At 58.1% G+C, this 20432-nt stretch carries 20 protein-coding genes; 12 read left to right on the top strand and 8 right to left on the bottom strand.

Translation table 11 applies throughout. The annotated features are described in order from the left end of the window. The 7 genes from AC2FH0_RS20325 (at nt 1) to AC2FH0_RS20295 (ending at nt 7086) form a co-directional block, all read left to right on the top strand. Nucleotides 1–258, top strand: coding sequence for a hypothetical protein (locus AC2FH0_RS20325; RefSeq protein ID WP_496693118.1), 258 nt, complete (start codon nt 1–3; stop codon nt 256–258). Between the two features lie 3 nt (nt 259–261). Beyond that, nucleotides 262–1338, top strand: coding sequence for a branched-chain amino acid ABC transporter permease (locus AC2FH0_RS20320; protein WP_142637529.1), 1077 nt, complete (start codon nt 262–264; stop codon nt 1336–1338). A gap of 73 nt (nt 1339–1411) precedes the next feature. Further along, nucleotides 1412–2695 (top strand): ABC transporter substrate-binding protein, encoded by a 1284-nt coding sequence (locus AC2FH0_RS20315; RefSeq protein ID WP_496693098.1) that lies wholly within the window; start codon nt 1412–1414, stop codon nt 2693–2695. Between the two features lie 108 nt (nt 2696–2803). Continuing rightward, complete coding sequence (locus AC2FH0_RS20310; protein ID WP_271950688.1) at nt 2804–3637, top strand: ABC transporter ATP-binding protein; 834 nt, start codon at nt 2804–2806, stop codon at nt 3635–3637. Nucleotides 3638–3656: 19 nt separating this feature from the next. Continuing rightward, nucleotides 3657–4877, top strand: coding sequence for a phenylacetate--CoA ligase family protein (locus AC2FH0_RS20305; protein ID WP_496790206.1), 1221 nt, complete (start codon nt 3657–3659; stop codon nt 4875–4877). A gap of 119 nt (nt 4878–4996) precedes the next feature. Continuing rightward, the gene (locus tag AC2FH0_RS20300; protein WP_496693096.1) at nt 4997–6664 is read left to right on the top strand and encodes an ABC transporter permease; all 1668 of its coding nucleotides are present in this window, start codon (nt 4997–4999) and stop codon (nt 6662–6664) included. Nucleotides 6665–6735: 71 nt separating this feature from the next. Then, a complete protein-coding gene (locus tag AC2FH0_RS20295) occupies nt 6736–7086 on the top strand; it encodes a DUF2794 domain-containing protein (protein ID WP_496693095.1) in 351 nt (116 codons plus the stop codon). Here AC2FH0_RS20295 and AC2FH0_RS20290 read toward each other — a convergent pair. From AC2FH0_RS20290 to AC2FH0_RS20280, 3 genes are all read right to left on the bottom strand, one after another. Beyond that, nucleotides 7083–7820: a C40 family peptidase gene (locus AC2FH0_RS20290; protein WP_496709960.1), complete on the bottom strand. Its 738-nt coding sequence runs from the start codon at nt 7818–7820 to the stop codon at nt 7083–7085. The genes AC2FH0_RS20295 and AC2FH0_RS20290 overlap by 4 nt on opposite strands. Continuing rightward, a complete protein-coding gene (locus tag AC2FH0_RS20285; RefSeq protein ID WP_496693093.1) occupies nt 7817–9199 on the bottom strand; it encodes a leucyl aminopeptidase family protein in 1383 nt (460 codons plus the stop codon). The genes AC2FH0_RS20290 and AC2FH0_RS20285 overlap by 4 nt, the downstream gene beginning before the upstream one ends. A gap of 63 nt (nt 9200–9262) precedes the next feature. Continuing rightward, a complete protein-coding gene (locus AC2FH0_RS20280) occupies nt 9263–9652 on the bottom strand; it encodes a hypothetical protein (protein WP_496690522.1) in 390 nt (129 codons plus the stop codon). 144 nt (nt 9653–9796) lie between these two features. On the opposite strand from AC2FH0_RS20280, the gene AC2FH0_RS20275 reads away from it, so the two are divergent. The 3 genes from AC2FH0_RS20275 (at nt 9797) to AC2FH0_RS20265 (ending at nt 12145) form a co-directional block, all read left to right on the top strand. After that, a complete protein-coding gene (locus AC2FH0_RS20275) occupies nt 9797–10447 on the top strand; it encodes a carbonic anhydrase (RefSeq protein ID WP_496693092.1) in 651 nt (216 codons plus the stop codon). Between the two features lie 104 nt (nt 10448–10551). Next, complete coding sequence (locus AC2FH0_RS20270; RefSeq protein WP_496693091.1) at nt 10552–11082, top strand: SRPBCC family protein; 531 nt, start codon at nt 10552–10554, stop codon at nt 11080–11082. Between the two features lie 163 nt (nt 11083–11245). Then, on the top strand, nt 11246–12145 hold the full coding sequence (locus AC2FH0_RS20265) for a type IV pili methyl-accepting chemotaxis transducer N-terminal domain-containing protein (protein ID WP_496693090.1): 900 nt from the start codon (nt 11246–11248) through the stop codon (nt 12143–12145). Between the two features lie 163 nt (nt 12146–12308). On the opposite strand, the gene AC2FH0_RS20260 is transcribed toward AC2FH0_RS20265, so the two are convergent. The 3 genes from AC2FH0_RS20260 to AC2FH0_RS20250 all read right to left on the bottom strand — a co-directional run bounded on the left by AC2FH0_RS20260 (nt 12309) and on the right by AC2FH0_RS20250 (nt 15673). Next, the gene (locus AC2FH0_RS20260) at nt 12309–13331 is read right to left on the bottom strand and encodes an aspartate-semialdehyde dehydrogenase (RefSeq protein WP_142637551.1); all 1023 of its coding nucleotides are present in this window, start codon (nt 13329–13331) and stop codon (nt 12309–12311) included. 111 nt (nt 13332–13442) lie between these two features. Continuing rightward, nucleotides 13443–14477, bottom strand: coding sequence for a glycosyltransferase family 4 protein (locus AC2FH0_RS20255; protein WP_496790204.1), 1035 nt, complete (start codon nt 14475–14477; stop codon nt 13443–13445). A gap of 23 nt (nt 14478–14500) precedes the next feature. After that, a complete protein-coding gene (locus AC2FH0_RS20250; RefSeq protein ID WP_496693087.1) occupies nt 14501–15673 on the bottom strand; it encodes an MFS transporter in 1173 nt (390 codons plus the stop codon). A 141-nt stretch (nt 15674–15814) separates the two neighbouring features. Between AC2FH0_RS20250 and AC2FH0_RS20245 the strand changes: the two genes are divergently transcribed. Next, nucleotides 15815–16957 carry a DUF3095 domain-containing protein gene (locus AC2FH0_RS20245; RefSeq protein ID WP_496702974.1) on the top strand — a complete coding sequence of 381 codons (1143 nt, stop codon included), beginning with the start codon at nt 15815–15817 and terminating at the stop codon, nt 16955–16957. Here the strand turns inward: AC2FH0_RS20245 and AC2FH0_RS20240 are convergent. Together AC2FH0_RS20240 and AC2FH0_RS20235 are read right to left on the bottom strand one after the other, a co-directional pair. Continuing rightward, entirely contained in the window at nt 16954–17721 is a 768-nt protein-coding gene (locus AC2FH0_RS20240) for an HpcH/HpaI aldolase family protein (protein WP_496790203.1), read from the bottom strand. The genes AC2FH0_RS20245 and AC2FH0_RS20240 overlap by 4 nt on opposite strands. Before the next feature lie 9 nt (nt 17722–17730). Continuing rightward, nucleotides 17731–19143, bottom strand: a complete 1413-nt coding sequence (locus tag AC2FH0_RS20235) for a pyridoxal phosphate-dependent decarboxylase family protein (protein ID WP_496693084.1) — start codon at nt 19141–19143, stop codon at nt 17731–17733. A 228-nt stretch (nt 19144–19371) separates the two neighbouring features. Here AC2FH0_RS20235 and hpaR point away from each other — a divergent pair, with 228 nt between their 5' ends. Next, nucleotides 19372–19824: a homoprotocatechuate degradation operon regulator HpaR gene (gene hpaR, locus AC2FH0_RS20230; protein WP_281973862.1), complete on the top strand. Its 453-nt coding sequence runs from the start codon at nt 19372–19374 to the stop codon at nt 19822–19824. Nucleotides 19825–20432 lie beyond the last annotated feature (608 nt).

Raw genomic sequence — 20432 nt, 5'->3', positions numbered from 1 at the left:
ATGACCAAGCTCATCGCCATTCTCAACGTGATCGCATGGGCCGGGTTCTGGGCGTTTGGGTATATCGCCCTGACCTCGGACGATCTGACCGACAGCCAACTGACGATTGCCGCGATCCTGGCTTTTGCCGGGTTGGTCACGGGTGTCATGGCCTACATGAAACTTGTGCGCGCCTCAGAGGCGAGCGGATATGCCAAAGGCTCCAGCCAACTGAACACTGTCGCCCGCGACCGGGCGCAGGAAGAATGGGGAAAGTAAGACATGTTTTATCGCGAGGCCGGAGATTTCAAAACCTCTTACGTGGAAGACAGCCAGACCTTTCCGATCAAATTTGACCGGTATCGGTACTATGTGGTGCTGGCAGTGGCATTTGGGATCATTCCATTCATCATCAATGACTACTGGGCGAACGCGCTGCTGCTTCCGTTTCTGATCTATGCGATCGCCGCCATCGGATTGAATGTATTGGTTGGCTATTGCGGGCAGGTGTCGCTGGGTACCGGTGGGTTCATGGCTGTGGGAGCCTATGCCTGCTACAAGCTGATGACGGCCTTTCCCGAAGTCAGCATGTTCATCCATGTCATCCTTGCGGGCGGGATCACCGCCATTGTCGGTGTTCTGTTCGGATTGCCTTCGCTTCGGATCAAAGGGTTCTATTTGGCCGTGGCCACGCTTGCGGCGCAGTTCTTTCTGGTGTGGCTGTTCAACCGTGTGCCGTGGTTCTACAACTACTCGGCATCTGGGCAGATCAACGCGCCCGAGCGGGATGTGTTCGGCATCATCATCACAGGCCCGAATGCTCCGGCCTGGGCAACCTATCTGTTCTGCCTGATCTTCCTGACCTTCTGCGCCATCATTGCACGGAACCTGACTCGGGGAACGACCGGCAGGACATGGATGGCGATCCGCGACATGGATATCGCGGCCGAGATCATCGGGGTAAACCCGCTCAAGGCAAAACTGACCGCCTTTGCTGTCAGCTCATTTTTTGTGGGTATCGCGGGGGCGCTATTCTTTGCGGTCTATCTGGGCGCGGTTGAGGTTGGCGAAGTCTTTGGCATCCAGAAATCGTTCCTGGTCCTATTCATGGTCATTATCGGCGGATTAGGGTCTATCTTCGGCTCCTTCGCCGGGGCAGCTTTCTTGGTATTGCTGCCGGTTGTTTTGAAGGTGGTCGGTGTCGATCTACTGGGCTGGCCCACTGATATCGTTGCGCATCTCAATCTGGTGATCGTCGGCGCACTCATCATCATGTTCTTGATTCTGGAACCGCATGGGCTGGCGCAGCTTTGGCGTGTGGCGAAAGAGAAACTCAGACTCTGGCCGTTTCCGCACTGACGGGCAGGCCCAAAGACAAGACGGGTGCAAAGCCCGAATTCAACATCGGACCAATCAAGGGAGGAGACACCCGATGAAGACGAAACTGGCAACCCTGGCGCTGAGCGCCATGATGGCCGCAGGTCCGGCCATGGCCGACCTTGTGTTCCCGTCGCTCAGCTATCGGACGGGACCATATGCGGCAGGCGGTATCCCGTTTGCTGACGGCTATGCCGATTATTTCACACTGCTCAACGAGCGTGACGGCGGCATCGGAGGTGTTTCGGCCAATGTGATCGAATGCGAAACCGGCTATAACACCGAAAAAGGCGTAGAATGCTATGAATCCACAAAGGGCGAAGGCGCCTTGGTATATCAGCCATTGTCGACCGGCATTACCTACCAGTTGATCCCAAAAGTGACCGCAGATGGAATTCCGCTGCACACGATGGGCTATGGCCGGACCTCTGCTGCGAACGGCAAGGTATTCAGCCACGTGTTCAACTATCCGGCCAACTACTGGAACGGAGCGTCGGGCGCGATCAACTATCTGCTGAGCGAAAACGATGGTGACCTGAACGGTAAGAAAATCGCACTGGTCTATCACAACTCGGCCTATGGCAAGGAACCGATCCGCACGCTGGAGACTCTGGCTGAAAAGCACGGGTACGACCTGACGCTGCTGCCTGTTGACCACCCCGGTCAGGAACAGAAATCGCAGTGGCTGCAAATTCGCCGCGAAAAGCCTGATTATGTAATCATGTGGGGCTGGGGCGTGATGAACCAGGTCGCGGTGCAGGAAGCTGCGAACATCCGCTTCCCGATGGAAAACTTCATCGGAGTCTGGTGGTCTGGCGCTGAATTTGACGTGCAGCCCGCGGGCGACAAGGCAAACGGCTATAAGGCACTGACCTTTACCGGGCTGGGCATGGACTATCCGGTCTATGACGATCTGCAGAAATACGTGGTGGATGCAGGCAAAGCGGCGGGTGCGGGCGATCAGCTTGGCTCGGTTCAGTATAACCGCGGTCTCTATGCCGCCATGCTGGCCGCTGAAGCTGTGAAGACTGCGCAGGGAATCCACAATACCGCTGATATCGACGCATCCATGATGCGCGATGGTATGGAGGCGCTGGAAATGACCAACGCCAAGATGGAAGCGCTGGGCATGACCGGTTTCGGGCCTGAATTCTCGGTCTCGTGCGAAAATCACGGCGGACCCGGCCTTGTCGGCGTTGTGCAGTGGGATGCTGCGGCCGGAACCTGGAACCCGGTTCAGGACTTCCAGCCGACCGATGCAGATGTGATCAACACGTTGATCGAAGAAGATTCTGCAGCCTATGCAGCGGAAAACAACATCACACCTGGGTGTGAATAAGTGGCTGGCCCCGGTCTTGATCCGGGGCCGCGAAACTGACCAGAGCGGCGGGTAGCCGCCGCTCTATCCCAACGGTCCCTCTCGGGACAGGCATGAGGACACGCGCTGATGCTGGATGCGGCACAAACCACTGACGTGCAGGCGGAAACCCTGCTTGAGGTCAACAATATCGAGGTGATCTACAATCATGTGATCCTTGTGCTGAAAGGCGTCAGCCTAACGGTGCCCAAAGGGGGCATTACGGCCCTGCTGGGCGGCAATGGGGCAGGCAAGACCACCACACTCAAGGCTGTGTCGAACCTGCTGCATTCGGAACGGGGCGAAGTCACCAAGGGATCAATCAAGTATCGCGGGACCAGCGTGCATGAAAGCGATCCTGCAGATCTGGTGGAAAAAGGCGTCATCCAGGTGATGGAGGGCCGCCATTGTTTCGAACACTTGACGGTCGAGGAAAACCTGCTGACCGGCGCCTATACCCGCAAAGATGGTAAGGCCGCGATCCAACAGGATCTGGACCTTGTTTACACCTATTTCCCACGTCTGAAGGAACGCCGCCGCAGCCAGGCGGGTTACACGTCGGGCGGAGAGCAACAGATGGTTGCGATGGGTCGGGCGCTGATGTCGCGGCCCGAGACGATCCTGCTGGATGAGCCGTCCATGGGACTGGCCCCGCAGCTTGTCGAAGAGATTTTCGGCATCGTCCAAGATCTGAACGAAAAAGAGGGCGTCTCGTTTCTGCTGGCCGAGCAGAACACCAATGTGGCGCTCAGGTTCGCACATTATGGCTATATTCTTGAATCCGGCCGCGTGGTGATGGATGGCCCAGCTGCCGAGCTGCGCGAAAACCCCGATGTTAAGGAATTCTATCTGGGCATGTCGGATGACGGCCGCAAAAGCTTCCGCGATGTGCGCTCATACCGCCGCCGCAAGAGGTGGCTGTAGGCGGATGGAGGATTTGGCGATGACGAAATTCTACGATGCGCTAGAAACCCGCTCGGCCGACCAGCGCGCCTCTGAACAGTCTGAGGCGTTGCAGGTACAGATCACGCGCGCGAACTCGGCTCCGGGGTTTGCGGCGCATATGGCGGATGTTGATAAGGCAGCTGTAAAGTCGCTGGACGACCTTGTGAAGCTGCCAGTTCTGCGCAAGTCCGATATGGCTAAGGCGCAGGCGTCGCGCCCGCCCTTTGGCGGGTTTACCGTCAAACCGGCCCGGCATTTCCATCATGTTTTCCAGTCGCCCGGCCCGATCTATGAGCCCGGCAGCACCGATCACGACTGGTGGCGGATGGGGCGGTTCCTGCACGCAGCAGGTGTCGGGCCCGGAGACATCGTTCAGAATTGCTTTGGCTATCACCTGACCCCGGCGGGCATGATCTTTGAAAGTGGCGCGCGGGCGGTGGGGGCTGCTGTGCTGCCTGCCGGCACCGGCCAAACCGAACTGCAGGTAACCGCCGCGCGCGATATCGGCTGCACCGCTTATGCGGGCACACCGGATTACCTCAAGGTCATTTTGGACAAGGCCGATGAGATGGGCGTGGCACTGGATTTCGTGACTGCCGTAGTTGGCGGTGGTGCTTTGTTCCCGTCTTTGCGTCAGGAATACGCCAATCGCGGTATCGCCTGTCTGCAATGCTATGCCACCGCCGATCTGGGCAGCATCGCTTATGAAAGCCCGGCGATGGACGGGATGATCATTGATGAGCATGTCATCGTCGAGATCGTCACCCCCGGAACCGGAAACCCGGTCGCGCCGGGTGAAGTGGGTGAGGTTGTCGTGACCTCACTGAACCCCGATTATCCGCTGATCCGGTTTGCCACCGGTGATCTGTCGGCGGTTCAACCTGGTCAGTCACCTTGCGGTCGCACCAACATGCGCATCAAGGGCTGGATGGGACGCGCGGATCAGACAACCAAGATCAAGGGTATGTTCGTGCGCCCTGAACAGGTCGCGGCGCTGGTCGACAAGCATGATGAAATCGTCAAGGCGCGCGTCATTGCCGCCCGCCAGGGTGAGATGGACACGATGACGGTTCAGATCGAAAGCACCGGCGGAAATGACTTGGCTTATGCGAAATCCGTCGTCGAGGTGCTGAAGCTGAAAGGCGCGATCGAAGTCGTGGCGCCGGGATCGCTGCCGAAAGATGGTTTGGTGATCGAGGATCAGCGCGTCTACGAATGAAGGCTGTGCAACTCTGCGGCAGTATGTGTCGCAGATTTGTTTCGCTGCCCACTGGTGTTTCCGAGCGTTTTGGTCGATTAAAGACGGACTCTGCGCCTTAGCCAGTTAAAGCCGGGATCATGGCCGATATTGAAATCTCTGAGCACGGAAGGCGCAACCGCGGCGCTGTAGGTACACGCCTCGTCGGCGTGGTGGCCTGCCTTGTGGCGGCAGCCTGTCTGTTGCCGATGCTTGCGGTTGTTCTGGCCGCAACGACGGGCGGCACGGATACGGTTTCGCATCTCCTGGAAACTGTTCTGCCCGGCTATGCGATGACGACACTGATACTGGTCGTGCTGGTGGCCACGGGCACGTTTTCCATCGGCGTGGGCGCAGCTTGGCTCGTGACGATGACGCGGTTCCCTGGCGTGCGCATTCTGGAAATTGCGTTGGTGCTGCCGCTGGCCTTCCCGGCCTATGTGCTGGCCTATGCCTATACATTCATTCTTGATCATCCGGGCATTGTCCAGACCACCCTGCGTCAGGTAACGGGCTGGGGCCCGCGCGACTATTGGTTCCCCGAGATTCGGTCGACCGAGGGTGCGGCGGTGATGTTGATCTTGGTCTTGTATCCTTACGTCTACCTGTTGGCCCGGGCCGCTTTTCTGCAGCAGAGTGCAACGGCCTTTCTGGCAGCGCGCGCGTTGGGCAAAAGTCCGTGGCTGGCCTTTTGGCACGTTTCGCTGCCAATGGCGCGCCCGGCGATTGCGGGTGGCGTGCTGCTTGCCATCATGGAAACCATCGCCGATTTCGGCACCGTGGCCTATTTCGGGGTGCAGACATTTGCCACGGGCATCTATACCAGTTGGTTTTCGATCGGTGATCGGGTGGGTGCGGCGCAGCTGGCGCTCTGCCTTCTGGGCTTTGCGCTGGTCATGGCCGTGGCGGAACGGATGCAGCGCGGGAAGGCCAAATACTATCAGGCAGGCAAAAGCCACGCCTCGCTGCCATCCGCCCGGCTGAAGGGCTGGCAAGCGGGCGCGGCTTTTTCCCTGTGTGCCATACCGGTGCTGTTCGGATTTCTGTTGCCGGTGTTCATTTTGGTTCAGATGGGGATGGAGTCCGAACAGAACCTTCTGTCACGGCGCTATCTCGGGTTCATTCAGAATTCGCTGACGCTGGCCGGTGTGGCGGCGGTTGTCACGGTTTTTGCGGCCATCAGCGTTGGGTTCTTTCAGCGATTGCGGCCGGGGAGGGTGTCCTCTGGTGCCGGGTACATGGCGCGGCTGGGCTATGCGGTTCCAGGCGGTGTGATCGCCGTCGGGCTGATGGTGCCATTTGCCAGTTTCGATAACGCACTGGATGCATGGATGCGGCAGAATTTCGACCTGTCGACCGGGTTGCTTGTTACCGGTTCGATCTGGCTGTTGGTAGCCGCTTATATGGTGCGGTTTCTGGCCGCCGCGCTCAGCGCATATGAGGGAGGGCAGAGCACGGTGCATGCCAATATGGATGCGGCCTCGCGGTCTTTGGGGCAAACGCCGCTGGGGACGTTGCGCCGGGTGCATTTGCCGATTCTGACGCCGTCGCTGCTGACAGCTTTGTTGATCGTCTTTGTGGACGTGATGAAAGAGCTTCCCGCGACCCTGATCATGCGGCCTTTCAATTTCGATACGCTGGCGGTGCAGGCCTATCGGCTGGCATCAGACGAGCGGTTAGAGGGCGCTGCTGTGCCCTCGCTGGTGATACTGGCAGTGGGGTTGTTGCCGGTGATCCTGATCTGCCGACAGGTTGGGCGACAGCGCTAGCACCGACGAAAAAGTCACACCCGATTGCGGATAGGCTTGATTCGAACACGTTTTCCGGCAAGGCTTGGGGCATGAACATGCAGCCTCCCAGCCGGTTTTCTGCAAACCCGACCCAGATGCCTGTCGCGTTTGACCGCCACGAGATGTCCCAAATCCTTTCTGTCTATGGCCGGATGGTCGCCGCCGGAGAATGGCGCGATTACGGGATCTCGAACCTGCGTGATATGGCGGTGTTTTCCATCTTCCGCCGCACGGCAGAGCATCCGATTTATCGGGTCGAAAAAGATCCGCGTCTGCGGGCACGACAAGGGATGTATTCGGTGGTCGGTATGGATGGCCGCATCCTGAAACGCGGTCATGATCTGCGCACAGTTCTGCGGGTATTGGAACGCAAGCTGATACGGTCGGTCGACTTGGATTAGAGCCTTTTATGGGCGGTCACGGGCCCATCGCCCTGTTCCAGAATGCGCGTGATTGCAACATCCATCGGCTCAAAGGTCACGTCCATGTGGAACGCATTTGCGTGCAGCAGCATATTGTCGCCGTAGACCCAGGCCACATGCCCTTTCCAGAACAACAGATCACCGCGCTGAGCGGGTGTGCCAGGGGTCAGCGCCTGACCCAGATCACGCTCCTGGTCGCCACTATCACCGGGGCAGGGCAGCCCACAAGCCAGCATTCCGGCCTGAACCAGACCTGAACAATCAAGCCCGAACCGGCTGTTGCCGCCCCAAAGATAGGGCGTTCCCAGAAACAGTTCGGCCACGGCGACCGGATCGGTCAGGGTGACGTTGATCTGTTTGGCGTGTATGGCCGGGATAAAGCCTAGCTCCGTCTCAATAAATCCATTCTGTTCGGACATTGTCTGAACCTTGCTGCCAAAGCTTAACGAGGTTCGGTCCCGGGATTTCATGTTCGGTTGCTCATATGCATGTGTTGACGGTGCCGTGATCCAGTGGGTGGCAGGCACATCTGGGGCCAGACAGTCTGACCGGACCCAGCCCGCATAGCCGTCCTTGTCCGAGGTGATCCGGCTCCAGCCGTTGTTCTCTTCATGCGTGCAAACACCATCCCCATACAAAAGCTGGCGATCTCGCGGCCCGTCCGGGGCGCGCAACAGGTCGATGACCGGTTGTATGATGCGCTGCCGGGTCATAGGCCCAAAATCTCGGGCAGGGCAGTCAGAAGGGCGCGGGGCCCCTGACCGAACCCGCCCTTGCTGCGTCCGGGTTCCTTGCTGCGCTGCCACGAGAAGATGTCGAAATGCATATAGGGGCTGTCACCGACAAATCTGCGCAGGAACAGCGCGGCGGTGATCGAACCGGCAAAACCACCCGCCGGTGCGTTATCCAGGTCCGCAATACCGGGTTCAATCAGGCCCTCATAGGGGTCGTGGAAAGGCATGCGCCAGACCGGATCGGCCGCTTTGCCCGCTGCGCGGGTCAAGGCGTTCGCCGCAGTATCGCTGTCGGTATAGAACGGCGCCAGATCGCTGCCCACCGCCACACGTGCCGCCCCGGTCAGTGTCGCCATCGAGATTACCAAATCCGGTTCGCCCTCATCCGCCAGCGCCAATGCGTCGGCCAAAACCAAGCGCCCTTCGGCATCGGTATTGTTAATCTCAACCGTCAGCCCCTTGCGCGAGGTCAGGATGTCGCCGGGCCGGAAGGCGTTGCCTGCAACGGAATTCTCTACCGCCGGGATCAGCACGCGTAGCTGCACGGGCAGCTCCAGCGCCATGATCATCCGGGCCAGCCCCAATACATTTGCGGCCCCGCCCATATCTTTCTTCATCAGCCCCATCGAGGCGCCGGGTTTCAGGTTTAGCCCGCCAGTGTCAAAGCAGACGCCCTTGCCGACAAGGGTCAGCTTTGGGCCTGTCACGCCCCAGTTCATCTCAATCAGACGGGGCGCTTGTGCGGCGGCGCGGCCAACCGTGTGGATCATGGGGAAGTTCTGCTCTAGCAGGGCATCGCCCAGAACAACCTCGAAAGAGGCGCCGAATTCCTGCGCCAGGGCTTCGGCTGCGCTATGAAGCTGTTCCGGTCCCATATCAGAGGCCGGTGTATTGACCAGATCGCGGGTCAAGGCCTCGGCCCCGGCCAGAACCTCTAGCCGGGCGGCGTCGATGCCGTCGGGGGCAACCAATCGGGCCTTGGCCGGGGATTGGCTGGCATAGCGGTCAAAGGCATAGCCGGTCAGCAACCACCCCAGGCATTCGGTTTCGAGATCCGCTTGGTCTATGCCCGATGCGATGTGATATGTGCCTTCGGGCAGGGCTTCGGCGGCGGCGGCCAGCGGAAACCGCTTGCGGGCCCGACCTGTGGCTGTGCCATACCCCGCCAAAGCAGACTGTACCGCACCGTCAGCGCCGGGAATCAGTAAGACCTGACCCAGTGCACCAGTAAATCCACTGATCTTGGCCCAGGTCGTCACGGCTTCGGGCTGGCCCGCCAGCCAGTCGTCCAGATCCGGCTGGGCAATGACTTGAAGGGGGACAGATGCGTCCGACGATGGAGCGAAAGACAGGGTCATGGAAATCTCGACTGTTGTGGCTTATGCCCAACCTAGCCGTCCATGGACCGTCCGCAAGCCCTGTCAGACCGAAAGATCTTGCTGATCCCAGATCACGGTCAGCGATTTCTCACCCACCCTGATCAGCCGCGACAGCGTGGCCCCGGCGGCGACCGAGTCGCCCGCGTCCACATTCTGCGCCACATCATTCGCCACACAGGCCAGCGCCATCATTCCGATCTGTTCGGCAATGGCCACAATGGATCGCGCACATTTGCGCAGCCCGGCCCAGTCACGCTGTCTCCAGAACCGCTCGCAATTCGACAGGCGCACCGCCAATTCCTCGACCGTGCGACACAGCACGTCCAACGCGTTTTTCTCACCCAGTTGTCGATACAGCCCATTCAGACGATCCGAATCCAGCCGCACTGTTTCTTTGTGTTCAAGCGTGACGATCTTTTCCACCACATTCACCCCAATTCTATACGCCCCCACGGCATAGCCCGAATGTGGTGCGCAATTCCTTTGCAAAACCTTGCCATGGGGCAGGATAATGGCTCGAATTTTCTTCGAATTCAGGTTACAGCAGTCCACCGAGACATGAACAGGGACACAAGAATGGAATTCGCCAAACCTCTGCCAAACTATCTGGTCAATCGGTATCATGGCTGGAAAGCCACCACATATTCGGAAAACCAGGTCTGGTATCGCCGTCTGGCCACCGAAGGGCAGCGTCCGCGGGCCATGGTGATTTCCTGTTGCGACAGCCGGGTTCATGTCACCTCGATTTTTGGGGCGGATCAGGGTGAGTTCTTTATTCACCGCAATATTGCAAACCTGGTTCCGCCTTATGCGCCCGACGGTGATCATCACGGCACCAGTGCTGCCATCGAATACGCGGTGACCGCGCTGAAAGTGGCGCATCTGATCGTGCTGGGCCATTCCCAATGCGGTGGTGTGCAGGGCTGTATCGACATGTGCAAGGGCCAGGCACCACTGCTGGAAGCCAAAGAAAGCTTTGTTGGTCGCTGGATGGATATCCTCAAACCAAAATATGATCTGGTTGCCGATATCGAAGACAGCACCGACCAAGCGCGCCAGTTCGAACGGCAGGCGGTTGTTGCTTCGCTCGAAAACCTGATGACCTTCCCCTTCATCTCCACGGCGGTAGAGAGCGGCTCGCTCAGCCTGCACGGTTTGTGGACAGATATCGGTGAAGGTGGCCTTCAGTGTTATGATCCCGGCGAAAAGAAATTCGTGGTCGTCTGACCCGGCGGATTTTCGACAATTTCAGGCAGCGCGGATCAGACTACTGATTCCGCGCTGTTTTTTTGATAAGTTTGGGATGTCATTTTAGGGATTCGGAGCATTCCATGCGATTGATCAAACGTGTTCTTGTCACCTTGCTAGTCTTGATTCTGGTTCTGGTAGGGGTGTCCTTTATATTGCCAGGCAAGGCAGAGGTTTCGCGTAGCATCACGATTGATGCCTCGCCCGAGGTCATCTTTCCTTATGTCAACTCCATGCAGGAGACCGAGAAATGGTCGCCATGGTTATCTCGTGATCCCGAGACGAAGCTGACCTATGGCGGGCCTGATTCTGGGGTCGGGAATGTGCTGAACTGGTCGTCGGATCACCGGCAGGTCGGCACCGGTTCGCAAGAGATTACCGAAAGCGTTGAAAACCAGATGGTCAGAACCGCCTTGGATTTTGGTCCAATGGGAACTGCCATTGCCATGTTTGAACTGCAGCCGGAGGGCAGCGGCACCAAAGTGACCTGGGGGTTTGAATCCGAATTGGGTATGAATCCCATGTCCCGCTGGATGGGGCTGATGATGGATAAATGGGTTGGCGGAGATTACCAGCGCGGGTTGGATAATCTGAAAACGCTGGTCGAAGGGTAAACGAGGTCAAACACTTGACCGGAGTGATCAGCCGAGGGCCGGATTGGCCAGTTGAAACTCAAAAAGCCACCATTATTTCATTTTCTGAACACCGTGTTGGGACATTTAACGCGCTTTTTCCTCGATAAACACATGTTAAAGCAGCAGGGTTAGGTAGACCGCCATGAGTATCAATCGTCGTGTTTTCGCCTCCGGAGCGTTGGGAATCGGGCTAACGGCATTCTTACCGGTTGGGGGCTATGCGTTGGCTATGGCCGCGGGTCAGGTCGCGCACCGAATTCTGGCCGCTGAAAAGCTGAGCTTTCTGTCCGAGAAGGTCGCCAAATCCGCAGTTCTGGTCAGCATCGGCGGAGCAGTTGATCGAAACCTGAGTGAATTGCAGCAGGCGCATGATGAATTTGACGATATCCTGCTTGGCTTCAAAGAAGGCGAGGGGTCGTCCGGAATTGACCGGGAAAGATTCTATTCCGTCAACAAAGCGCTTGAGGAAGTCGCCAGCGTTTGGGTGCCATACCGGACCGCGGTCGAAGACATCGTTGCTGACAAGTCGATCAACGAAGCGCAACTGAACATGATCGTTGGCAATGTCGAGGCACTTGAAGAATCCTGCCACGCCGTGGTCCGCAAGCTAGAAGCGGCCTATGGCGAGGTCGATATTGAACCGTCGATGGCCCTGGCATTGGAATTCGCAGGTCGTCAGCGGATGATCACCCAGAAGATCTGCAAAGAAATTGCGCTGGCCGCCACCGGAAAAGAAACCGCAGAACACCACGAAAAGTTCAAGAAGAATGCTGCCAAGTTTGGCAAGATCGTCGATGCGTTGATTGGCGGCGGCAATGACTATCTCAAGATGTCTGAACCGCCCAGCGATGCCTCGCTTGAGGCACTGGAACAGGTAAAGGCCCAGTGGAATGAGCTGCAACCAACCGTCGAGGCCCTGAACGCCGCAGAGGTGCCAAGCCTGGAGGACGTTATGCAATTCTGTGCAAAAATGGATGTGCTCGAGAAAGAATCCGAACGTGCGGTTCTGCTGTACGAGGATGCGATCAAGATCGCCTCTTGATTGGGGCTGCGCCGTATCGGCGGGCTACACGAACACCAATCACTTTAATCTGATCCGGGTCCACTACAGAGATGGGCCCGGATTTCTTTTTGCGGCCTAAGAAAAAACAAACCCCGCAAGCGGCGCTGCGGGGTTTGGTCAATACATAAAGAAAGGGTATCAGTTATCCCTTCTTCAGGACCTCACGGCCCAGCAATTCGGCGATTTGTACCGCGTTCAGCGCTGCGCCCTTACGCAGGTTGTCACTGACGCACCACAGGTTCAGGCCGTTCTCGATGGTTGAATCCTGACGGATGCGGCTGATGAAGGTGGCGAAATCACCCGCGCATTCGATCGGCGAGACGTAGCCGCCCGGTTCGCGCTTATCGATCACCATGATACCTGGTGCTTCGCGCAGGATGTCACGGGCTTCGTCTTCGTCCAAGAATTCCTCGAACTCGATATTCACGGCCTCGGAATGGCCAACGAAAACCGGAACGCGGACGCAAGTGGCTGTAACCTTGATCGACGGATCGACGATCTTCTTGGTTTCGACAACCATCTTCCACTCTTCCTTGGTCGAGCCGTCTTCCATGAAGACGTCGATCTGCGGAATGACGTTGAAGGCGATCTGCTTCTGGAACTTGTTCGGCGGAACTTCGGTGGTGGGGTTATAGATGGCTTTGGTCTGATCCCACAGCTCATCCATTCCCTCTTTGCCTGCACCGGAAACCGACTGATAGGTCGACACGACGACGCGCTTGATCTTGGCGCGGTCATGCAGCGGTTTCAGCGCGACAACCATCTGCGCGGTCGAGCAGTTGGGGTTGGCGATGATGTTCTTGTTCTTATAGTCGTGGATCGCCTCGGGGTTACATTCCGGCACGATCAGCGGAATTGCAGGGTCATAGCGATACAGGGACGAGTTGTCGATCACCACGCAGCCAGCCGCCGCCGCCTTGGGGGCATAGACCTTGGTCGCCTCGGATCCCACGGCAAACAGCGCCATGTCCCAGCCGGTGAAATCAAACGTGTCCAGATCTTTGGTCGTGAGTGTCTTGTCGCCAAAGCTTACTTCGGTTCCCAGCGACCGACGGCTTGCCAGCACGGCAAGTTCATCGATGGGGAACTGGCGTTCTGCCAGAATGTTCAGCATTTCGCGGCCCACATTACCTGTGGCGCCGACGACTACGACGCGATAGCCCATTTCATGTCTCCAAAGTTAAGGACGCGCGTTCATAGCCGCGTTGCAGCAAAGAAAAAAGAGGTTTCACGGGATATTTCCCCCAAAGACACCGATTTGACGCGGTGCATCGTCTCAGGCGTCGTTCAGAAGCCGTTCATAGAGCGCCACCAAGGTCTTTGCCTCGCCGTAGATGTCGAAATTCTGTTCCACATGGACGCGGGCTGCGCTGCCGGATAGCGCCAGCGACTCGGGGTTCGACAGCATTTCAGCGGCGGCATCAGCCAGGGCGGGAATGTTCCCCGGTTCGACCACATGGCCCAGCGAGGGGTCGGTCACGATCTCTGCAAAGGCGCCGACATCGGTGGCCACCACAGGCACGCCGCAGGCCATCGCCTCAAGCGGGGTCAGGCCAAAGCCTTCCCAGCGTTGCGGCGCGATGAACAGGTCCAGCACCTGATACCACTCGGCGATCTGATCCACCGTGACCTCGGGTTTGAATAGGATGCGGTCAGACAGGCCCGCCTTGGCGACCTTGTATTTCAGCTCGGCCAGAAAGCCGGTGTGTTTTTCGGTCGCGCGGCCCATGACGATGCCATGGACGTCTTCGAAACGGCCACAAAGGTCGATCATCGCATCGACGAAAGCATCGGTGCCTTTCTGGTGCCGGATACGGCCATAGCACCCAAGCAGCAGACCACCGGGCAGGCCAAGTTTGCCCCGCAGGGCGGCTTTGTCCGCGGGCGGGGTGAAATTCTGCAGGTTGATGCCATGCATGATGACCTGCGCGTCCCGCTCAAGATATCCGGCGGTTTTGCGCGAGGTGGCAACCACCGCGTCCATCTGGTCGATCAGCCATTTGGTATAGCCCGTATGCGCCCGCTGCGAGGCGCTTGTGAACAGTAGTTTCAGGCGCAGACGAAAGACATTGCGCAGGATCAGGCCCAACAGCATCTCGGTATTGCGGCGCGCATGCCAGACGCGCGTGGTCTTGCGCGACAGAAAGGGCAGGCGGCCCAGCGGGATATAGGGCAGGTCGGCTGGAAGGCCCGGTCCGGTGGCGGCGATGTCGATCCATTGCACCTGCAAAGGCACCAGCCGCGCAATCGTCGCGGTCACGCCGGACAGCCTGCGTTTGAGGTTGGGTGCGATGACAACAGGGTCGGACATGGGCTCTCCCGATGGTTCCAGCGTCAGTCAACGCTGTCGCGGCTGAATAGGTAAATCACGCATCCAATGGCAAGCGTGACTGCAAAAAAGCCGAATATCGCTGTGTAGGGCGCGGTTGGACTGATGTCCACTGTCGCGGCATGGACGCGGCCGGTGACAAATTGCGCCAGACCCACTCCGCCGATGCCGAACAGATTCAACAGGGTCATGCCACGCCCGACCAGATGCGGCGGCACGAAGGCGCGGCCATGGGCCATGATGACCGGAAAGCTGGCGCCCATGAAACCGATCACCGCCATCAGACTTACTGACACCCAGACTGCCATGTCGATCCACAGGCACAACAGCCCCAGCGCCGCCGCGCCCAAGGCATTGCCGCCAAAGATCACCCATTTCCGTGTGCCCAAAAGCCGGTCGAGCGGCCCATAGGCAAAGGTGCCGGCAATCATAGCCGCCCCCATGACCAGCGTCGCGGTTCCGATCTGCGTGGTGCTGAGGGCGAAAACGTCGTTCAGATATGGACCTGCCCACAAGCCTCGTGTCGCAGCCGCGGGGGCGTAGGCCACCAGCATCAGCGGCAGGATGGCCCACAGGGCAGGTTCTTTCAGCAGGTCCAGCACTGACCCGCGATGCTCGGTCACAACCGGTTTGGGGTCGTGAACGCTGATCCAGATGCCCGCTGCGATAATGGCCGAAACGACGGCCAGTGTAGCCATTGTGGCGCGCCAGCCCATCAGTTCGACCGCAAGTGCTGTGGGGTAGGAGGCCACCAGATTGCCGACCGACCCAACGCCCAGCATGATGGCTGCTAGCGTGGCAAAGCGGGCGGGCGGGTATTCGCGGGCAAAGATGTAATAGGATGCCATCAGAACGGGCGAGCACCCGACTCCGATCAGCCCCATCGCGACTGCGATATGAAACGGGGTGCTGGCCACTGCAAACAACGCAGCGCCGCCCGCGCCACCTGCCAGCAACAAAACCGCAGCCGTCAAACGCGGCCCGATCCGGTCCAGCGCCCAACCCACTGGCAGTTGCATGGCGGCAAAGACGAGAAACCAAAGCCCCGAGGCAAAGGCCAGATCTTCGGGCCTTGCCCCGATGTCACGCCCCAGATCGACGCTGAGAACGGCAAGAAAGGCGCGAAAAAATTGGCTGAGCACATAGCCCAGACACAGAACCACCAGTCCGGTTTTCATGAGACGCCTCTTTCGCCCAACCCGCCAGCAAATGCTTGGCATGTCCCCGTGATATGTACAAGCGCGTGTGCTATGATGTTTTCAGCGGACATCGAACAAATTTGGGCTATCTGAAGGTCTATTCATATTGTCGAGGAACCAATGAAAGATGCACAGGCCGCATTTTATGACAGCCTTCCGCTGTTGCGGGACTTTAACAATCTGACCGATCCTGAACGCTTTACCGCGGTGCCGACGGAATGGGTTCTTGGTGTCGCAGATGTCGTGGATTCCACTGGTCAGATAGAGCGGGGACGATACAAGGCCGTGAACATGGTTGGGGCCGCGGTGATCTCGGCCATGATCAATGCGCTGCGCGGGCAAGAATTTCCCTATGTCTTTGGGGGTGATGGTGCCGGGTTCGCCGTACCGGCAAGCGCGGCAGAGGCAGCACGTAGCGTTCTGGCCGATTTGCGGCGCTGGGCGGAAGAAGAGTTCGAGATCGCACTGCGCGGGGCCGTCGTGCCCGTCGCCGAAATCCGGCAGGCGGGCAAGGATCTTCGGGTTGCGCGTTACGCGCCATCCGAGGGGGTGGATTATGCGATGTTCTCGGGCGGTGGTCTGGCCTGGGCCGAGGCCGAGATGAAAGCAGGCCGGTTTGAGGTTCCGTACGCAGCCCCCGGTGCGCTGCCGGATTTGACCGGGCTGTCCTGCCGCTGGTCCAACAGCAAGGCGCAGAATGGTCAGATTGTCTCGGTGGTGGTGCAGCCAACTGCCCGCGCTACCGAGACCGATTTCGCCGACCTGTCACGGGCTGTTCTAGTGGCCGCTGAAGGATTGGACCGGTCCGGCCACCCGATGCCGGAAAGCGGCCCTCCGATCCGCTGGCCGCCGCCTGGTTTGGCGCTGGACGCCCATGTGTCCCGTGCGGGTCGCAATCTTTTGCTGCAGAAAATCAAGCTGTTGGCGCAGAATTTGATGATCGGGCTGCTGTTCAAATCTGGCAAGCGATTGGGGAATTTTGAGCCGGAACACTATAAGCGCACGGTCAGTCGCAATGCGGATTTCCGCAAATTCGATGACGGGCTGAAAATGACGCTGGATTGTGACCCGGCCACCCTGAACCAGATTCAGACCGTTCTTGAACAGGCCCGGAAACAGGGCAGGATCCGATACGGGCTGCACGCGCAGGATGAGGCGATGATGACCTGCTTTGTCCCCTCGGCCACCCGTGACGATCACGTCCATTTCGTCGATGGTGCCTCGGGCGGGTATGCTCAGGCGGCCTCGGCGATGCGGGCTTAGGCCTTCCACCTTGCGGCCAGGGCACGCGCCGCCTGTGTCAGCAGCATCACGTCGATCCCCACCGCCTGGAACTGGGCGCCCATGTCCTTATAGGTCTGCGATGCCTCATCCGTGACACCAAGAATGCCCGGGGCTTTGCCTGCTGCAACGATGCGCTTCATCGCGTCGGCGATCACCGCCTGGACCTCGGGCGCGGCACTGTTTCCCTGAAAACCCATGTCAGTGGACAGGTCAGACGGACCTATAAACACGCCATCCACGCCTTCTACCTGTGCAATGGCATCCAATGCGGCGATACCGGCGCGGTTTTCCACCTGTAACAGCAGACATATCTGATCGTCTGCGGTCTGAATGTAGTCCTGAACCGTTCCGTATTGCGTTGCGCGTGAGGCCATCGCGCCGACGCCCCGCACACCTTGGGGCGGATAGTGGCAGGCACGAACCAGATCGCGCGCCTGTTCGGCACTTTCCACCATCGGTACCAGGATTGTCTGAGCACCTGCGTCCAGCACCATCTTGATCAATGCGGTGTCGCCCACCGGGATTCGCACGACGGGATGTGTCGGACTGGCGGCCAGCGCGATCAGCTGATCCCGGATGGACCGGATATCATTCGGCGCGTGCTCACCGTCGATCACCAGCCAGTCGAATCCGGCAGTGCCCATGATCTCGGCTGTTACCGCCTCAGCAAAGCTGGACCAACAACCAATCAGATGGTTGCCGTTTTTCAGGGCTTGTTTGAACGTGTTGACGGGTGCGGACATGTGGAACCTCTAGTTTAGCGAGCGGGCGATTTCAGTGATCACGTCAAATGCCATTTGGACGTCTGCCTGCGTGGTTTCAAACTGACCGGCCTGAAAGCGGATCACCAAGTCGCCATCAACGCGGGTTTGAGTCAAGTAAATGCGGCCATCATCATTGATCGCATTGACCAGCCGTAGGTTCAGATCGTCCAGATCGGTTGACCCAAGGGGGGCATAGCGGAATGTCCACAATGACCACATAGGGTTAGTGGTGATTTCGAAATCGGATTCAGCTTTCAGCCGGTCATGCAGAGCCACTGACCATGTTATATGATTGCGCAACCTTTCACGTAGCCCTTCCAGACCATAGGCGCGGATGACGAACCACAGTTTCAGGGCTCGGAACCTGCGGCCCAGCGGTACCGACCATTCAGAATAATTTATGATCCCGTCCTTGCCGTGGGTCTTCAGGAATTCCGGGCTGATCGCGAGTGTCCGTACCAGATCATCGGGGTCCTTCAGAAAATGGGCGCAGCAATCGAACTGAACGCCCAGCCATTTATGCGGGTTGAACACGATGCTGTCGGCTTGCTCGACTCCCTCCCAGTAATGGCGGTATTCGGGGCATATCATGGCCGAGCCAGCCCAAGCTGCATCGACATGCGAATATAGCCCGTATTTTTGCGCAATCTTCAGACATTCCTCTACCGGATCGGCCGCGCCGGTTCCGGTGCCGCCGACGCAGAGGATCACGCCGGTTGGTTGATAACCAGAGTCTAAATCGGCTTGGATTGCTGTTTCCAGCGCCTGTGGGTCCATCCCGCGCCAGTCGCCTTGTATGGGCACCCGCACCAGATTTTCCTGCCCGATCCCCGCAACCCATATGGCACGATCAACCGAGGTATGGACCTCGGCCGAGCAATATACGCGCAGCGGTTTCTGTCCGAACAACCCTTGTTGGTTGCCCTGCCAATTCAGCGCCTTTTCCCGCATGGTCAGCACAGCGGCTAGGGTCGCGGACGAGGCGGAATCCTGAATGACACCTGCAAAGCCCGTGGGCAGATCCAGGGCCTGCCGCAACCAATCCATCATCCGCGTCTCCATCTCGGTCGCGGCGGGGGATGTCTGCCACAACATGCATTGCGGAGCGATGGCGCTGGTTAGAAACTCGGCCAGAACCGACGGGGCCGAGGCGTTTGCATTAAAATAGGCAAAAAAGCGAGGATGTTGCCAATGGGTAATCCCAGGCATCACAATCTGTTCGAAATCGTGAAAGATTTCCTCCATCGCCTGGGAGCGCTCGGGAGGGCGCGCGGGTAAAGCGTTAAGAATATCACCGGGTTCCGTTCTGGCCCTAACCGGATTGTCGCCGACAGTCAGATGGTAATCCTGTGCCCACTCAGCAATCTTGGCGCCCCAATCCGAGAATTCATCCCAGTTCATTTTATCTTCCAATCTTCTCTGAACACCGCTTTCGATCCTGTGCCAGTGATGAATATCCGGGTTGAAACGTCAACGCCCTTTGCAGGAATCCAGTGGTCCGAGGTTTTTCTGAATATGTTTCCGCAGAGAGAAGTGGAATAATTTAGGCTCTAATAAGCTATGAATGCCTGGAATCCCGAACACGGAAAGGTCAGTTGAAGAATGAACCGAATTCGGCCAGAATTTAACATGGCTCATGAAATTCCATTGACGTCCCGGTCTTTGCCTATTGCGCTGCTGCGCGCGAGGGAACGGGTTATGGGGCCTATCCGTAGAATGCTTGTCGAGGCGGGCGTAACCGAACAGCAATGGCGGGTTCTGCGGGTGCTGGAAGAGGAAGGCCCGCAAGAGCCCACGCATATTGCTGACCGTGCCTGTCTGCTTTTGCCCAGCCTGACCCGCATTCTGCAAAAGCTTGAGGCCAAGGGCCTTGTCGTGCGGAAAAGCCATCCGGTCGACAAGCGCAGGCAGATTGTTGAGATCACGGTCAAAGGGGCAGGGATTATCCGGGATAACATCGACTATACGTTGCTTTTGGCTGAAGAAATCCGCAACACGCTGGGACCAGAGCGGCATGAGGCGTTGCTGGATCTTCTCAACGATCTGCACGAGTTGAAATTACAATCAGATTCTCGGGACTAACGGTGTGTGGGCTCCGCCAGAGGGCCTTTGTGACCTCTCTGGCGGAGTGGCCAGGCCCGAGTGGACCATGTGCCTGGCCTACAGCCGGATACGAGGGGTGTTCAAACGATCCGGCAACGTTTCAGAGAACATCAGACCCCGAAAATCGGGTTTTCTCAGACGCAAACTTACCCAGGGGGATGGGTGTTTGGCCGTGGTCCTCTGAATACTCGCACCCGGATTTCAGCGATTTCTGCCGTCCACGCGGGTGTCTTCGCAAGAAGGCGGAGGATTGGTGGTCCGCCGCCTTTGTGAGTGGTGACGTCTCAGTGCTGAACGCTTTCTGTTAGCAACAAGCTAGCGCGATACAGCCGTTTTCCAAGGTTTGACGGCTAAAAACTGAATGAGCTGTCGCAGTGTTTTCAGTCGCATGTTGAAAGTAAGCCCAGCGCCATAAGTAGCCATGTCTGCGAATTTTGAAACACGTGCAGGCTTACCGGTTCGATTTGGGCAAGCCTGCGCCGAATTATCCCGGATTTGTCGGCAAAAACCGGCGTGCGAGTTTCCAAGGATTGCGACTTGCTCTGGTTTATGCCCTTTATTATCCACTTTAACTAACCTGTGTTATG

This window comes from Ruegeria sp. CDSC051 (assembly GCF_059610665.1).
This window is presented reverse-complemented; position numbering and strand designations above follow the sequence as displayed.

What these genes read in the sequence shown, in the direction of transcription:
- AC2FH0_RS20290 (WP_496709960.1), bottom strand. Translation starts at nt 7,820, where the DNA reads ATGACCCGGCAGCGCATCATACAACCGGTCATCGACCTGTTGCGCGCC.
- AC2FH0_RS20295 (WP_496693095.1), top strand. Translation starts at nt 6,736, where the DNA reads ATGAACATGCAGCCTCCCAGCCGGTTTTCTGCAAACCCGACCCAGATG.
- AC2FH0_RS20240 (WP_496790203.1), bottom strand. Translation starts at nt 17,721, where the DNA reads ATGTCCGCACCCGTCAACACGTTCAAACAAGCCCTGAAAAACGGCAAC.
- AC2FH0_RS20250 (WP_496693087.1), bottom strand. Translation starts at nt 15,673, where the DNA reads ATGAAAACCGGACTGGTGGTTCTGTGTCTGGGCTATGTGCTCAGCCAA.
- AC2FH0_RS20270 (WP_496693091.1), top strand. Translation starts at nt 10,552, where the DNA reads ATGCGATTGATCAAACGTGTTCTTGTCACCTTGCTAGTCTTGATTCTG.
- AC2FH0_RS20305 (WP_496790206.1), top strand. Translation starts at nt 3,657, where the DNA reads ATGACGAAATTCTACGATGCGCTAGAAACCCGCTCGGCCGACCAGCGC.
- AC2FH0_RS20235 (WP_496693084.1), bottom strand. Translation starts at nt 19,143, where the DNA reads ATGAACTGGGATGAATTCTCGGATTGGGGCGCCAAGATTGCTGAGTGG.
- AC2FH0_RS20310 (WP_271950688.1), top strand. Translation starts at nt 2,804, where the DNA reads ATGCTGGATGCGGCACAAACCACTGACGTGCAGGCGGAAACCCTGCTT.
- hpaR (WP_281973862.1), top strand. Translation starts at nt 19,372, where the DNA reads ATGGCTCATGAAATTCCATTGACGTCCCGGTCTTTGCCTATTGCGCTG.
- AC2FH0_RS20255 (WP_496790204.1), bottom strand. Translation starts at nt 14,477, where the DNA reads ATGTCCGACCCTGTTGTCATCGCACCCAACCTCAAACGCAGGCTGTCC.
- AC2FH0_RS20300 (WP_496693096.1), top strand. Translation starts at nt 4,997, where the DNA reads ATGGCCGATATTGAAATCTCTGAGCACGGAAGGCGCAACCGCGGCGCT.
- AC2FH0_RS20260 (WP_142637551.1), bottom strand. Translation starts at nt 13,331, where the DNA reads ATGGGCTATCGCGTCGTAGTCGTCGGCGCCACAGGTAATGTGGGCCGC.
- AC2FH0_RS20275 (WP_496693092.1), top strand. Translation starts at nt 9,797, where the DNA reads ATGGAATTCGCCAAACCTCTGCCAAACTATCTGGTCAATCGGTATCAT.
- AC2FH0_RS20325 (WP_496693118.1), top strand. Translation starts at nt 1, where the DNA reads ATGACCAAGCTCATCGCCATTCTCAACGTGATCGCATGGGCCGGGTTC.
- AC2FH0_RS20315 (WP_496693098.1), top strand. Translation starts at nt 1,412, where the DNA reads ATGAAGACGAAACTGGCAACCCTGGCGCTGAGCGCCATGATGGCCGCA.
- AC2FH0_RS20245 (WP_496702974.1), top strand. Translation starts at nt 15,815, where the DNA reads ATGAAAGATGCACAGGCCGCATTTTATGACAGCCTTCCGCTGTTGCGG.
- AC2FH0_RS20320 (WP_142637529.1), top strand. Translation starts at nt 262, where the DNA reads ATGTTTTATCGCGAGGCCGGAGATTTCAAAACCTCTTACGTGGAAGAC.
- AC2FH0_RS20285 (WP_496693093.1), bottom strand. Translation starts at nt 9,199, where the DNA reads ATGACCCTGTCTTTCGCTCCATCGTCGGACGCATCTGTCCCCCTTCAA.
- AC2FH0_RS20265 (WP_496693090.1), top strand. Translation starts at nt 11,246, where the DNA reads ATGAGTATCAATCGTCGTGTTTTCGCCTCCGGAGCGTTGGGAATCGGG.